The 15,030-nt window shown below is 70.0% G+C and carries 9 protein-coding genes and 1 CRISPR repeat array; of the genes, 7 read left to right on the forward strand and 2 right to left on the reverse strand.

All coding sequences use genetic code 11. The features are described from left to right. Positions 1-84 precede the first annotated feature (84 nt). Both AC3ET3_RS33160 and AC3ET3_RS33165 read right to left on the reverse strand, forming a co-directional pair. Complete coding sequence (locus AC3ET3_RS33160) at positions 85-291, reverse strand: hypothetical protein (RefSeq protein ID WP_435613461.1); 207 nt, start codon at positions 289-291, stop codon at positions 85-87. A gap of 1,038 nt (positions 292-1,329) precedes the next feature. Next, entirely contained in the window at positions 1,330-1,677 is a 348-nt protein-coding gene (locus AC3ET3_RS33165; RefSeq protein ID WP_435613462.1) for a hypothetical protein, read from the reverse strand. 28 nt (positions 1,678-1,705) lie between these two features. Between AC3ET3_RS33165 and AC3ET3_RS33170 the strand changes: the two genes are divergently transcribed. The 7 genes from AC3ET3_RS33170 (at position 1,706) to casA (ending at position 14,985) form a co-directional block, all read left to right on the forward strand. Further along, positions 1,706-2,788, forward strand: a complete 1,083-nt coding sequence (locus tag AC3ET3_RS33170) for a hypothetical protein (protein WP_435613463.1) — start codon at positions 1,706-1,708, stop codon at positions 2,786-2,788. Next, on the forward strand, positions 2,785-3,870 hold the full coding sequence (locus tag AC3ET3_RS33175; RefSeq protein WP_435613464.1) for a tyrosine-type recombinase/integrase: 1,086 nt from the start codon (positions 2,785-2,787) through the stop codon (positions 3,868-3,870). Before AC3ET3_RS33170 ends, AC3ET3_RS33175 begins: the two co-directional genes overlap by 4 nt. Before the next feature lie 127 nt (positions 3,871-3,997). After that, positions 3,998-4,450 (forward strand): hypothetical protein, encoded by a 453-nt coding sequence (locus AC3ET3_RS33180; protein ID WP_435613465.1) that lies wholly within the window; start codon positions 3,998-4,000, stop codon positions 4,448-4,450. Between the two features lie 117 nt (positions 4,451-4,567). Next, positions 4,568-4,810, forward strand: a complete 243-nt coding sequence (locus tag AC3ET3_RS33185; protein WP_435613466.1) for a hypothetical protein — start codon at positions 4,568-4,570, stop codon at positions 4,808-4,810. Between the two features lie 289 nt (positions 4,811-5,099). Next, positions 5,100-7,202, forward strand: coding sequence for a zinc finger domain-containing protein (locus tag AC3ET3_RS33190; protein WP_435613467.1), 2,103 nt, complete (start codon positions 5,100-5,102; stop codon positions 7,200-7,202). Between the two features lie 252 nt (positions 7,203-7,454). Beyond that, positions 7,455-9,742: direct repeats of the CRISPR family, unit length 29 nt; unit sequence CGGAACACCCCCGCGTCGGCGGGGAGGAC. 191 nt (positions 9,743-9,933) lie between these two features. Continuing rightward, on the forward strand, positions 9,934-12,777 hold the full coding sequence (gene cas3 / locus AC3ET3_RS33195) for a CRISPR-associated helicase Cas3' (RefSeq protein ID WP_435613468.1): 2,844 nt from the start codon (positions 9,934-9,936) through the stop codon (positions 12,775-12,777). A gap of 615 nt (positions 12,778-13,392) precedes the next feature. After that, a complete protein-coding gene (gene casA, locus AC3ET3_RS33200) occupies positions 13,393-14,985 on the forward strand; it encodes a type I-E CRISPR-associated protein Cse1/CasA (protein ID WP_435613469.1) in 1,593 nt (530 codons plus the stop codon). Positions 14,986-15,030 lie beyond the last annotated feature (45 nt).

Genomic DNA, 15,030 nt, shown 5'->3' on the forward strand with positions numbered 1-15,030 from the left:
CCCCCCCCCCCCCCCCCCCCCCCCCCCCCCCCCGGGCCCTGGTGGTGGCGGTCAGCGCCTACCCTCACAGTGCCGTCCCAGCGGTCATCCCCCGTACAGGTCCGACTCTGCGGGCGGGAGCTCGTTCTCGCTGCGGTTGTGCAGCCAGTTCAGCAGCCGGAAGCCGCGCTCGCTCTGTTCGGCGTTTCCCCACAGCGCGGCCGAGAACGCTGCGACGGTGAGCGCCCCAAAGGTGCCGAGCACGAACATCTGCGGGCCGGTGAGCGACTGGGGCTGGCTTGGGGTGTCCATCGGTGTCCTTCGCGTCAGGTGATGCAGGTGATCCAGCGTAGGAGCCACTCGGAGCGGGCCGTGCAGATATCCGGTGGAACGCCCCTTGCCGGACGCGGTAGCGCGAAGGGGCCCGTCCGAAGACGGGCCCCTTCGTTCCGTGCGGCTGGAGTTACCTGGACTGGATCCACCAGTACAGGGAGCCTCCGACTGCGGTTCCGACGCCGCCGGCCACGCCGAGCACGAATCGCCAGGCAAGCGGCTTACTGCGCCGGACTACTCGGGCGGGCAGACCGTGCCCGCGGCCGATGGGAATCGACGTCGACCCGGGCGCTGGACTTTGTGACGGGCCCGGGGTTCCTGGATTAGCATGCAACTGGTGCTCCGATGGCTTGACGGTCGAAGGTGCATCACCGCAGGGAGCCCTCCCGGCATAGAGGCCTGAGAAACTTCACGCCGGGGCGGGCTCCTTCTGCTTGCCTTGGAGTCTACGAGGCAAGCGGGGGTGTCGGGCGGCCACCGGAACGGATTTCGCACCGCCCAGGCCCAGTTGTTTGAGCGTCAGAGAATCAAGAGTGACTATCCAGAACACTGTTGAGCGCTTTTCGGTTCCGATGTGAATTGGGTCACAGGGAAAACATGCAGGTCGGCGGCCTGTCCAGACGTTTTCCCACATGGAAGTTACTGCACGGAACCGCCAACTCCGAATAGCAAACACAGTCGCCCCACACCAAAAAGCCAGGTCAGAGCCACCCGGGCCATCCCCGGGCGGTCCTTGGGCGCCATCACCGGTCACCAACTCCTCAGCCCAACTCGACTGAGCACCGCTGGTCGCTCAGCGGGCGGAGCTCCGGTTGGAGACCTCGGTGTCGACGAAGATGCTGCGTGCGTCCGAGAGAGTCCGCCGGGATGGCGGCCTCCACACCGATGGACGGATGCCGTCAGCCGGCGGCCGCCGGGGAAGGAAGCCGGACATCGGGATGGAACTCCGCGTACGCCTCGCGGTGTTCGGCGAGATGCTCCCGCCCGGCCTGGGTGACGTGGAGCAGCGGCCAGGGACTACTGACGCGGGTTCAGCGTCGTCCAGAGCTCGGCGCACGCCACGGCCATGGCTCTCTCCCCCCTCCTCCTTCCTGGCGCTGGCGACTGATCGCTGGCCTTCTGTGCGCCGGGTGCTGCCTTACACAGCCGCTCAGCAGCGTGCCGCAGCCGGGAGGTCTCGACCGTGACCGTGGCGTGCGCGTCGTGATCGGACGGGATGAACTTGGCGCCCGCGTCGAGCAGTGCGGCGATCGTCTCGACGACGTCGGCGGCGTCGCGAATCCCTCCGGCCAGGTCGCCGGTCGAGTCCAGCCGATTCTCCGCGCGGGCCAGCTGGTCATACGGCTCCAGGGGACTCCTGAACATATAGGATAATTGCGGTTATCCTGTGCATATGCTGATGCCGGATCAGGACCCCGCCCATAGCTGCGAACCAAGCCCCGCGCTGCAGCAAGCGATGGAAACAGCGGCCGATCCCTGGTATGTGCCGCCGGGGCGTCCGTCCGGACCGCCCGAGCTGGACTTCCCGCCGGTCCGTAACGGCATCGACTACCTCGCCAGCGTCGTCGAGCACCTGGACGAGAACGCCTCGGACGTCGGGCCCCGCGACCTCAAGTACGCCGTCCTGCACCTGCAGGCCGCGGTCGAGGTGCTGCTGAAGGCCCGCCTGCAGCGGGAGCACTGGAGCCTGGTCTTCAAGGACCCCGGGAGGGCGGCCAGGAAGGACTTCGAGAGCGGGGACTTCGAGAGCTGCGGGACCGACGCCACGATCGACCGCCTGCGCGACATCGCGGGGATCGCCATCGACCGCAAGGAGGCCGAGGCGCTGAAGGACCTGGCGAAGGACCGCAACGCCCTACAGCACTACGGCCTGACGCACAACGCCCACGCGGTCGAGGCCCGCGCCGGCCGGGTGCTCGACTTCCTCATGCGCTTCCTGGACATACATCTTCTGCCGCTACTCGAAGGGCAGGAACGTGAGCGGGCAGGGCGGGACATGATCCCGGTGGCAGAGGGGGTGAAGAACATCAGCTCCTACGTCAAAAGGCGCCTCAACCGGCTGCGCGGCGAGCTGGCCGGGCTGGAGAGCCGGACCATCATGTGTCCCTCCTGCGAGCAGATGACCCTCGTCGTCGCCCCGCACAGCGGAGACTGCCGCTTCTGCGGCGCGTCCTGGGACTCGGCCGAGCTGCTGTCCTTCAACTATCTCGGCTGCTCCGACGGCCTGTTGGCCCGGGCCTACCCCTGCCCCCAATGCGACACCGGCGCCTTCGTCGAGGGCGTCAACTTCGCCGACGGCACCAGGCTGTCCGACACCCTGTACTGCTTCGGCTGCAGCGTCCGCCACGAAGCGCGGGACCTCGCAACCTGCGCCGGCTGCAGCCGCCCGTGGCCCGTCGAGGCCGACGCCGACCGCCTGGGTGCCACCCTGTGCCCGGACTGCTGGGATCAGGTCGCGCCGGAGGACGTCGCATGACCACAGTGCTGGAGCGGTCACCGCGGACGACGCTCAACACCATGCGGCGCGACCCGCGCGACCAGTGGCCTGAACATGCCCGGAAGCTGTACGACCACCTGGTCGCGCTGTACGGAGAGGGAGACGTGGTGCCCACCCTCGCGGCCTCCTGGATCGCTCACCAGCGCTCGGTCAACACGCAGAAGGCCTACGCCCGGGGCTTCAAGGTCTTCGAGGAGTTCGCCCGGGAGCACGGCGCGCACCCGATGGCGGTGAAGTTCCCCCTGGCGGACACCTTCCGCCTGTACCTGGAGACGGCGCCCACCTGGGTGCGGGTCAAGGGCGGTCGGCGCGGCGAGATGGTCCGGTCCGGGAAGCCGTACTCGGACGCCTCGCGGGCGAACGCCCTGTCGTCGGCCTCCAGCTTCTTCGCGTACCTGGACGTGGTCAGCGACGAACCGGTGAAGAACCCCTTCGACGCCGTTCAGCGCCCGGTGATCGATCCGAACTACTCGCCCACCCCCGGTTACACCGAGGAACAGTGGGTCACCCTGTTCGTGACCGCGCGTGACCACCACCGGGTCGCCGCGCACCGCAAGCGCGCGTACGCGATGCTGCTCCTGCTCTACACCTGCTGCCTGCGCATCGATTCCCTGCTGAGTGCGCGGGTCGAGCACCTCGGCTACGACAGGGGCCACCACATCCTGCGGATGAAGGTGAAGGGCGGCAGCTGGAAGAACAAGCCAGTCCCGCCGGTGGCCTGGGACGCGCTGCAGGACTACCTCGACGGCCGGACGGACGGCTGGCTGTTCGAGACGGCCAGCCGCAACCAGCTCGACGAACCGGCGGTGTGGCGGCTGCTTCAGTCTCTGGCCAAGCGCGCCGGGCTGCCCCCGCGCGGTCCGCACGGCACCAAGGGCGACGCCATCACCCACGCCCTGGCGAAGAGGGACGCCCGCCCCGACAAGGTCCAGCGCTGGGCCGATCACAAGGACTCGCGCACCACGCAGCGCTACAACCGGCGCAAGGAAATGTTGGACGACAGCCCAGGCTACGGACTCGCGGCCGACCTCGCCGGCACCCTGGGGCACGGCGAGGACTGAGTCAGACGGGTAGCAGGGGAGGCGCAGACGACCGTTTCCGCCCCCCAGTCGTGACCGGATCGCCGGATGCCAACCCAAGCGTGTGATCGCCGACCCTGCACTTTCCTGGTGGCGCTAGCCTCAGGACATGACCCACGGCCATGACGTCATGCCTCAACCCCCACCCGCCGAACCGGGAGTCCTCCGACTCCGTATCGACCCCGCTGCCATGTTTGATGAAGTCAAACTGAGGGCTACGCCGGGCCTTGCCCGCGCACTGCTAGCCCAGCTGGAAGAGCAGGGAGCGGACGCTAGCTACGCGGCTGAATTCGGCATCGACCCGGGTCACCTCATCATCGTTGCTTTGATGATGCGCGACAGCGGGGCCTGGATGACCTTGCGGACCGCCATCGAAGCGGTTGCCAACCGTCACCAGGGCGCCCGAATCCGTGTGGAGCTGGGAGACCGCACGATTGAGATCGAAGGCAAGAGCACGCCCGACATGGAGGCGCTCCTGCGCCAGGCGCGCGAGATCTTTGAAGCAGATGCTCAACGATGGCGCGAGAGCAGTGGTGGCGGCGGCACCGACCCTCAGGGGTAACAGCGGGCAGGCGAAGAGAGCGCTGAAGCCTTCCTGTGCTGAGGCGTTTCCGGGCGACAGCTGGGCCGACGAGGAACACCCGGTGGCCAGCGCCCTCACCCGGAACAGCACCGCCACATGCTGATGCGGCTGTCGGACATCGCCCGGCAGCTGCTCGACGAGCAGATGGTGCCCGATCCCGGACGGAGGCCGACTTGCGAGCGCCGGGTGGCTCTATACGAGCGGATGATCCGCGAAGACGAAGTCGTCCCCGCCGACGTCCACAAGTGGATCGCACGGGACCGCGCCCGCGCCGCCGACCCGCGCGCCACCCCCGGCACCGGAACTCCCTGGCCCGCCGAAGACCTCGGCGACAGCTGACGGGTTCCCGATTCGTCCAGGGCCGCGCCTGGCTTCGGCCGCGCGGGCAGTACGTCAACGAGTACAGCTCCCAGCAGCAGCGCCGGCGCGTGCAGCAGCTGCGCGAGCGCGCCAAGGATCTGCGCCGCGAGGCCCTCGAACTGATGAAGACCGCCCGGGAGATTGAGCAGCAGATGGACGTCGGCGACGTCTCGAAGGACATGTAGGCCCTGCTCCGCTCGTGCTCGTTGCGGTGGTCCTGTCAACTTGGCTGGTGGCACGATGGGTTGAGGCGTAGAAGGGCGGGGGTTTGCTGGAGGATAGGCGGCGGATTCAGACGGCGGTGCTGGGCGATGCGGCCTCGGAGGTGCCGCTGCTGCTGCCGCTGGAGGCGATCGAAGTGGACGCCTTCCGGCGGGAGCATGCGGGGGACACCTTCTGGTGCGGGCTGCTGCTGGGCGGCTGTGGCGGGCAGCTGACGACGAAGCTGTACACCGACCGGGTCTGTCACTTCGCGCACCACCCCGACCCGGACGGCCTGCCGCACGTGTGCGGGCGCCGCGCGCGTGATGTCTCCAGCGCAGATCATCTGTATCTGAAGGCGGCGGCGCTGGCGTGGCTGGCCGGCCGCGGCGAGAGCGCCCGGTTCACCTTCACGCAGCCGGACGGCCTGCCGGTCGGGTCGCTGCTAGACATCGCCTTCGAACGAGCCGGCCGCGCGCTGCGCGTGCATCTGGAGCCGGCGATCACGCCGGTGTGGAGCGACGAAGCCGTCGAGCCGGTGCTGGGGATGTCGGTGCCCGTCGACGACGACACCCTGATTCGGCGCTGGTACGTGCACCGGGTGCGGTTCGACAGCCAGGGCACCAGCCGCCAGGTCCGCATCGGCACGGAGGCCTTTGCCCGGCCCACGGAATGGTTCGGGCTGGACGACTGCGAGATGACCGACGCGGGTCTGCGGACTCCGGCCGTCGAGCGGATCATCCGCTCGCGGCGCACGCCCCCGCCCCGCCAGGTGGCCTTCTCCCACGATGCGCCGGTGGCCGACTCCGGCGTGGTGGTGGGGCAGGACGAGAGGGTGCGGCGCCTGCGCGATGCGCTGCGCGCGGGCTCGGTGCCCGCTGTCACCGTCCTGTGCGAAGAATTCGACGTCGATCCGCATCGGGCAGAGGGGGAGTTGGCCGCTGCGCTGGCCGAAGCGCACGTCTTCCTCGAGCGGCAGCGCGAGCTGCGTGAGGACCTGGTGCAGCAGCTGCGGCAGGCCGTTGCCGAGCGCAGCTCGGTGAAGGTGCGCTCGTTGCTGGTCCGGGTCGAGACCGTGGTGGGCCATGACCGGTCGAAGGACGAGGACGAAGCCATCCGCACGGCCGGCACGTTCCTCGAGGACCAGAAACGAAACGCGAGCTGGGCACACCGGGACCAGGCGCCCCCCGTCCGCGGGCCGAAGTTCTCCCGCATCCGCACCCCAGAGCGTCCGCGCGCCGCGCCGGCGCCTTCCTCACGGCCGGATCCGGCCGCGGCCGCGCACCGTCGGATGCGGGATCTACTCAGCGATCTGCGGCGCCTGGCCGGACGGCAGCCCGAGCATGAAATCAAGCGGATGATCCGTCAGCTGAAGAAGAGCGCGGACGAGGCCGGCGACCACGTCACCGCGCTGCAGCGCGAGGAGGTCGACTCCTGGGTCACGGCCACCCATGCCCTGTACCCGGCAGCCCCGGAGCAGGACCCGCACGTCAGGCAGGCCCAGGCCGCCCAGCGGCGGGTCCACGCGCGGCTTCGGGACCTGCGTCGCCTTCCCCGTGCCGGCCAGCCACTCAGCCGCGAGACTCGGTGGCTGATCAAGGCGCTGCAGCAGGATCTCGCGGACGCCGGGGACGAAGCGACACCGGCGCAGCGGCGGGCAGCGAATGCGTGGATCGCGCGGCTGGACGAACAGCCGTCCCGCCAAGGTGCATCTCAGACGTCCGGGCAGCACGGTCCCGGCCGGAGGCGCGAGGACGGGACCGACAAACGCACGGGCGGCCGAACCCGAAACGTGCAGCGGGAGCGGGAGCGGCTGACCGAAGCGAAGGTCACCGAGGCGGCGGCCGCGGTACGCGGCGCGTTGAAGAAGGCCGCCCGCGAGCGCTCCACCACGTCCTGGTCACGGCTGCGCCGTCAGCTCGGCTCCGCCTTGCCCCATCACCTTCACCCCGACGACCAGGTCGCCGTTCTCGCCCAGGTCGACGCCCACACGCCGGCCGACGAACCCCTCCTCACCGCGCTCGTGGCGGCCACCGACACCAGTTCAGCGTCTGTGTATCAGCGGGTGGCGAGCCACCTCGGCAGGACAGTGCCCGATGACGCTCAGGCGGCCCGCTCACAGTGGCAGACCGACGTCCTGCACCTCCAACAGCTCTACCGCTACAAGTGAGTCGGGGACCGCTCAAGCCGGGCGGGCTGGAGGGTGAACGAGGCCGCTGGCACGATGAGATGAGGTGAAACGGGCGGGGGTGCGGCGTTGCGCAGTAGCGGGTTATCGGGCGCGGACCGAAGGCAGATCCAGACGGCGGTGCTGGGGTCGGTGGACTCCCAGGAACCTCTGGTGCTGCCGCTGGAAGCGATCGAACTGGACGCGCGTCGGCGGGGAGGACGCCTCCCCTACGGCCTTGGTCTCAGCCTGAAGCGGAACACCCCCGCGTCGGCAGGGAGGACTGGGCGAAGCACCGGGCCGACCGCGAAGGCGACGGAACACCCCCGCGTCGGCGGGGAGGACCTCGTCGGTGCCGGTGTAGCCCACGGACAGAACGGAACACCCCCGCGTCGGCGGGGAGGACGCGCCAGGTGCGCAGCGCGGCCAGGGCTGCCTCGGAACACCCCCGCGTCGGCGGGGAGGACCGATGGTTGTAGGCCGTCGGTCCCCCGAGTTGTGGAACACCCCCGCGTCGGCGGGGAGGACCTGCCCGAGACGTTCTGGAACGCCCGCCCCGTCGGAACACCCCCCGCGTCGGCGGGGAGGACCGAACCTGCGCGATGTGGGCGGCGTCGAGGGGCGGAACACCCCCGCGTCGGCGGGGAGGACGACCTGCTCCAGGACAACGAGGCCCGCTACTACGGAACACCCCCGCGTCGGCGGGGAGGACAGGCCCTCCTCGGCCATTGCCGCGGCGAGCAGCGGAACACCCCCGCGTCGGCGGGGAGGACAGGCCCTCCTCGGCCATTGCCGCGGCGAGCAGCGGAACACCCCCGCGTCGGCGGGGAGGACACCACAGGGGAGGAGCAGGTGGACGTCTTCGGCGGAACACCCCCGCGTCGGCGGGGAGGACGGGCGGCCGTTCGCCGCTGATGATGGTTTCTGCGGAACACCCCCGCGTCGGCGGGGAGGACGGCCCGCGCGGTGGTGCCGCGCAAGCCGGACGGGGAACACCCCCGCGTCGGCGGGGAGGACGAACAGCCTGAACAGTACGACAGCCCCGGCGACGGAACACCCCCGCGTCGGCGGGGAGGACCCGAGCTCGCCGTAGCGAACGGCTCCCCCTCGCGGAACACCCCCGCGTCGGCGGGGAGGACCCCAGGATGCTCGGGGCCTGCCTGCCGCGCTCCGGAACACCCCCGCGTCGGCGGGGAGGACGCTCTCTGCCGAAGATCTTCATGATGTACTCGCGGAACACCCCCGCGTCGGCGGGGAGGACCCTTCCCCCGCCACCCCGACCAGGCGTACGGTCGGAACACCCCCGCGTCGGCGGGGAGGACGTGCCAGCTGGCGTGCCGGGCCTGGAAGACCTCGGAACACCCCCGCGTCGGCGGGGAGGACAGGGGGATGTTCCGCGGCCTGGAGCCGCCCAAGAGGAACACCCCCGCGTCGGCGGGGAGGACGCAGCGCTCCTGATCCGGGCCCACTGCGGTCACGGAACACCCCCGCGTCGGCGGGGAGGACAGCGGCGGCGATGCGCGTGATCTCGAATCGTCCGGAACACCCCCGCGTCGGCGGGGAGGACTCGGCGCCGCGCACCGCGTTCCGGCCCAGCTTCGGAACACCCCCGCGTCGGCGGGGAGGACTTCCCGACGACGTGCTGGACATCGTCCTCGACCGGAACACCCCCGCGTCGGCGGGGAGGACGCCGGCCGGCGCAGCTTCAGCCCTGAGGTGACCGGAACACCCCCGCGTCGGCGGGGAGGACGCGTCGCCGGGCGCGATGTGCCACGACGCCTGCGGAACACCCCCGCGTCGGCGGGGAGGACCGGCTGAGGCGCAGCGGGCGGTGCAGGCCGGGCGGAACACCCCCGCGTCGGCGGGGAGGACCGGGACTCGCGCACTCCGGGTGTCCGGCCGCGCGGAACACCCCCGCGTCGGCGGGGAGGACTCGTTCGCCGACACCGTGGCGCCCGACGGCTCGGGAACACCCCCGCGTCGGCGGGGAGGACCACCTGCAGCACGTGAACCCCCGCCACATCGACGGAACACCCCCGCGTCGGCGGGGAGGACCAGACGGTCGTACTCGGGAGCGGCCTTGCCGACGGAACACCCCCGCGTCGGCGGGGAGGACACAATCTCAATGACGCCAGGAGAAACACGTGACGGAACACCCCCGCGTCGGCGGGGAGGACCGCCAACCCGGACCTCACGGTGACGGTGGCCGCGGAACACCCCCGCGTCGGCGGGGAGGACTGGATGGCCGGCCCGCTGGAGATCGCGCAGGACGGAACACCCCCGCGTCGGCGGGGAGGACGGCAGCGGCGGCGCGGTCGACGGCAACGCCCACGGAACACCCCCGCGTCGGCGGGGAGGACTACCTTTCAACGGCGCTTGGCCCGGAACCCACCGGAACACCCCCGCGTCGGCGGGGAGGACTGGCACGCCCTCATCCTCCACACCAAGATCTACGGAACACCCCCGCGTCGGCGGGGAGGACCACGTTCTGCGAGGCAAGTCAAGCGGCCTGGTCGGAACACCCCCGCGTCGGCGGGGAGGACCCTTCCTGACCTGGCACTTAAGAGGGGCTTTGCCCTTCTTTTGCCCAGTGGCAGGGAGAGGGTCGTGATGCCTGAAAGTGCACGAGGTCACCATATGCGCAGCTGTATGGCCGGTGCAGCGTTGTCGGTGGAGGGTGGTTCAATGCCGGCTCCGGGAGGCTGGTAGTCCATCGGCCGGGAAGGGAACTGGCGTGCCTCAGACGTGGGATGTGCCGGATGAGTCGGCGTGGGGGAAGTCGCGGGGACTGGACCCGGCGCTGCCGCCGTATCCGCTGGTTCGGCATCTGCTGGACGCCGCCGCGATGGCGTTGCACCTGTGGGACTCCTATCTATCGGAGAACCAGCGTCTGCGGATCGCCGACGGGATGGAGCTCGCGGGGGCGGGCGAAAAGGCCCGGGCGGTGGTCGGGCTTTGTGCCGGTCTTCACGATATCGGCAAGCTGTCGGGGTTCCAGTTCTGTTCGCGGCACGGTAGCGATCACCTGAGTCCGGGGCTGGCCGCTGGCAGGACGAAGATGAGCGCTGAGCGGGTCGGACATGATGTGGCCGGTCTGCAAGCTGCCGAGGAGGTGTTGGAGGCTCTGGGGCTGGCGGGGGACGGCGAACTGGAGGTCGCGCAGCGGTTGGCTGAGGTGATCGGTGGTCATCATGGCCGTTTCCACCGCGTCGAGTACGGTATCGCTCCAGCGTTTCTCGGTGACGCTGCTTGGGCGGGGGAGAGGGTTGCGCACGCGGCTGCAGTGTACGAGGCGCTGGGCAGGCCGCAGGCGCCGGAGATGTTCGAGGCACCGGCCGCGGTGCTGGTGACCGGGGTGGTCATCCTCGCGGACTGGCTGGTCAGCCAGGACGACTATCTCCGGCGGCGGCAGCGCGCACTCGAGCCGACGCTGCCGGAGCACTTTCGGCGCTCGCAGGAGGACGCGCCCCGGTTGCTGGAGGCCGCCAGCCTGGCCCGGGTGCGGTTGCGACGCAAGGAGTTCGCGGAGGCCTATGGCATCCGTGGCGAGCCGAATCCGCTGCAGCGGTCCGTGATGGATGAGCTGCGGGCGGCGGTGGGCGCCGGGCAAAGGGGCGGAATCGTCCTGGTGACTGCGGCTCCGGGAGATGGGAAGAGCGAGACGGCGCTGGAGGCCGAGCGGGTCATGTCCGAGGCCTTCGGCACGGAGGGGTATGCGTTCCTGCTGCCGACGATGGCCACCAGCGATCAGATGCATCTGCGGGTCACGAAGACGTTGCTGCGTCAGTCCGGTGAGGACGCCGGGCTGACGCTGGTGCACAGCATGGCCTGGCTGAACAGCGCCTACGCTGACGAGGATTTGGAGACGCAGACAGTTCTGACCTGTGACGGCGACGAACTCTCGGAGGGCGGCCGCCGGGCGGAGGCGGACATGCGGCCGCAGCGGTGGCTGCGCGGTTCCAAGCGACCGCTGCTCGCTCAGTTCTCGGTCGGCACGATCGACCAGGCGCTCATGGCGGTGCTGCCGGTCCGGCACAACGCGCTGCGGCTGCTGGCACTGTCGGGGAAGACGTGCATCGTCGACGAGGCCCACGCCTATGACCCGTACATGCAGGTGCTGCTGGGCCGGCTGCTGAACTGGCTCGGGGCTTACGGGGTGCCGGTCGTTCTGCTGTCGGCGACCCTTCCGGCGTCGGTAAGCGACCGGCTGATCAAGGAGTACCTCCAGGGCACCGGCTGCCACGCCAAAAGCGCCCTGCGTAAAAGGACTTTCCCGGCGCCCTACCCGGGGTGGCTCTACGTGGACGGGGAGACCGGCCGGGCCACCCCTATCTCGGACGCCCGCCGGCACGAGCAGTCGCAGACGCGAAGGATGAAGCTCGATGTCGTGGTGGAGCCGGTCGTCCACGGCGTGGCCGGCGGGGCTCGTTCCCGGATGACAGTGATCGAACGGCTGCTGAAGCCGGTCGGCGAGGGTGAGGGCGGGACCGCCCTGGTGGTGTGCAACACCGTCGGTGACGCGCAAGAGACCTACCTGCGGCTTCGTGAACGGTTCGACCGCCGCTCCCACCGTCAGGGCGGTGATGTACAGCTACTGCACGCCCGGTTTCCCGGGGACGTCCGCGAGGCCCGCACGCGTGAGGTGACCGACGGCCTGGGCCGTGGCGGGCCGCGTCCGCCGCGGCGGATCGTCGTCGCCACCCAGGTCGTCGAGCAGTCCCTCGACCTCGACGCCGACATCGTCATAAGCGACCTGGCCCCACTGTCGTTGCTGCTGCAGCGCGCCGGGCGGTGCTGGCGGCACGAGAACCACTGGACCCGGCACGGATACCCGGACGGCCGTGGCCGCCCAGCCTGGGCAGACGCACCGCGACTGGTTGTCCTCGACCCGATCGCGGGAGGCGGACAGGTGCCGGTACGGTGGGGCGAGGTGTACTCCGAGCACCTTCTCACCACCACCTCCCGGACACTCAAGGGCATCTCCGGCGGCACCATCGCCATCCCGGATGACGTCCCGGTCCTGGTCGAAGCCGTCCACGGAGACAGCGAGGGCTTTCAGTGGGACAGCCCAGGCGACCACGAGGCGAAGGCCTGGACAGCGCACAAGGGCAAGGAGATGGCGGAGCGCAGCATGGCCGGCCTGCGCGCGGTCCCGCGCGCATGGAGTGTCGCCGAGTTGCACGACCTGCACCATCTGCCTGGTGAAGAGGACGAGTGGGAGCTGTCCACCAGGCTCGGCGCGGATTCGGTGCGGCTGCTGTGCGTCTACGCCCAGGAGAACGGCCGGGCGACGCTGGATCCGGAGGGGAGTCAGCCGCTTCCGGAAGCCGCGCCGGGCGGCAAGATGCCGGTGGAGTCGGTGCGGGCGGTCATGCGCCGCACGATTCCGGTCCGCGCCGACTGGCTCAGGGAAGCGGATCCCGACAGTCTCGCCCCGCTGGAGTCGTGGACGGAGCACCCGATGCTCGGAGAACTGCGTGTTCTTCGCCAGGTTGTGCGGGGCGGGAGCGTGCAGACGGTGAAGGTCGGCGGCACGACACTGTCGCTGGATGAGGATCTCGGGCTTGTCCGTAAGTGACCGAGTTCGGTCGATCACCCCCACGTCGGCGGGGAATGGGGTGGAGCTGGGGCAACCCTCCTGCTCCTCAACCGGAACACCCCCGCTTCGGCGGGGAGCGGCCCCCAGAGGGCGCGGAAGACCACTCGTGGAGGTTACCGGGAGAGGCGGCGGTACGCCTCAGCAGCCCCCAGCAGCAAGGCGCTGCACGATCCGATCGTTGCCGGTTCGGGACGCATGCCGATCACGATCACAATGACGGTCACCACAAGCACCCAAGGTGCTGCGGCAGTCCACGGGACGGGAAGGTCCGGCTGCATGGTTCTCCTCACGACGGGGCCGAGCAACTCCCGGTTGGCATCGGCGCGTTGGCGATGTTTGTAACCCGCCCAGGACAGTGCGGGCAAGTCGATCTTTCTCTCCGGAACCCTCCCTCTCCAACACCCTCCTGGTCTTCAACCTTCGAGAAATGGGTGTGTCCCCTCTTCGGGAGTGCTCTACTGGTGCTGCGTACGACGGGAAACGGCTCTGTCAGTGGTGGCTGCTTGAATCTGACATGACGCCAGAGAGGGCTGCTACGGGGGGCTTTGCCGTGCCGGTGTGTCATGCGATCAGAGGATGTTGGAGGGGGTGGCCGTGAGTGGGGGATTCGACCTGCGGGTCGAGCCGTGGATTCCGGTCCGTCTGCTGACCGGTGATTCGGCGTGCGTGGGCCTGTGTGAGTTGTTCAAGCGGGCGCACGAGATCGAGGACCTGGAGCTGCCGGTGCCGCCAGCAGCTGCCGGACTGATGCGGATTCTCGCGCCCATGGCAGCGCGGATCGCCGCGGACGGCGAGGTGCGCCTGGACAACGTGGACGTCGCGGAGAAGATCAACGACTGGTCCAGACTGCGGAACCGGATCCTGAAGGCCGGCCGGTTCGATCCGGCGGCCGTGGACGCCTACTTCGACCACAAGGAACTGCGGGGACGCTTCGACCTCTTCGACCCCGACAGGCCGTTCCTCCAGGACCCGCGGCTGCGCGCGGAGTGCGTGGACGCGAAGGGGCTGCCGAACTCGTCCGGGGTGAACAAGCTCGTGATGGGCCGCCCCACAGGGATCAACGGGGCGGTCCTGTTCGGGCATTTCACCGACACCGCGCCGGTGCCGGTGCCGGCCGCCGAGGCCGCCTGGCATCTGATCGCGCAGCTGTACTACGGGCCGTCCGGGCAGTGCACGCCCCGCCGGATCACCGGTGAGCGGGCGGGCAGCGGTGACGCGGCCCCGATGCGTAAGTCCGTCTCCTACTTTCCGTGGGGGCCCGACCTGTTCACCACGCTGGTGCTGGCCGTGCCGAGTCCTCAGGCCGAGGTCGACTGGGAGGCGCAGGACGCGTGCCCGTGGGAGGAGGACCTCAACGACCCGCTCAAGCCTCTGCCGCCGGTCACGTGGCCGGGCCGGATACTGACCGGCCGGTTCCGTCATGCCGTGCTCCTCGTCCCGTCCGAGGACAGCCGGACGGTGACCGACGCCTACATCACCTGGGCGACACACGAGCCGCCGCACAAGGTCCGCGACCCGTACCAGATCCTCGACCGGCGCAACGACGGCGACTTCCAGCCACGGGAGGCCGACGGGGCCCGTGCCCTGTGGCGGGACCTCGACTCGCTGCTGCTGAAGGACAGCCGGCAGGACACCCAGCGCCCCCCGGTGCTCGAGCACCTGCCCCGGACGCTGCTGCCGCGGCTGCGGGTGCGCGCCTACGGCTTCGACCAGGACGGCCAGCAGAAGGACAGCGTCTGGTTCAGGGCGACGACTCCGCCGGTCCTGCAGTGGCAGGAGGAGAGCGACGCGGAGATGGCGCACCACGTCCGGCGCTGCCACGCTGCCGCCGAGAAGACCGGTGAGCGGCTCGACTATGCCGCCCGGATCGCCTGGAAGATCGCCACCGACGCGAGTGTCGATCTGTCGCCGAAGGCCAGGATCAAGCTGGACCACCGTAAGCCCGGCCCGTGGGCGTCCGCCTCGATGACCCGGTACTGGCCGGCCGCCGAGACGGCGTTCTGGCAGCTGACCAAGCCCGGTCAGGTCGGCGAGCAGGCCGGCAAGGCGTTCGCCGATGTGGCGCTTGCCGCTCTCGACGAGGCCATCGGGCAGGGAAACCGGGCGGATATCCGGGTGGCCCGTGCCCGCCACAGGGCCCGGAACCTGATTCTCGCGCTGCTGCGGCCCTCGACCCACACCGACTGATCGACCCCGGTCGGACCCGCGCCGGCTGTCTGCCGGTGCTCTCAC

This window comes from Streptomyces sp. bgisy159 (genome assembly GCF_057707805.1).

Bases quoted from the DNA above. Each gene is read 5' to 3' on its own strand.
- AC3ET3_RS33165 (WP_435613462.1), bottom strand. From the start codon at position 1,677: ATGTTCAGGAGTCCCCTGGAGCCGTATGACCAGCTGGCCCGCGCGGAG.
- AC3ET3_RS33175 (WP_435613464.1), top strand. From the start codon at position 2,785: ATGACCACAGTGCTGGAGCGGTCACCGCGGACGACGCTCAACACCATG.
- AC3ET3_RS33185 (WP_435613466.1), top strand. From the start codon at position 4,568: ATGCTGATGCGGCTGTCGGACATCGCCCGGCAGCTGCTCGACGAGCAG.
- AC3ET3_RS33180 (WP_435613465.1), top strand. From the start codon at position 3,998: ATGACCCACGGCCATGACGTCATGCCTCAACCCCCACCCGCCGAACCG.
- AC3ET3_RS33170 (WP_435613463.1), top strand. From the start codon at position 1,706: ATGCTGATGCCGGATCAGGACCCCGCCCATAGCTGCGAACCAAGCCCC.
- AC3ET3_RS33160 (WP_435613461.1), bottom strand. From the start codon at position 291: ATGGACACCCCAAGCCAGCCCCAGTCGCTCACCGGCCCGCAGATGTTC.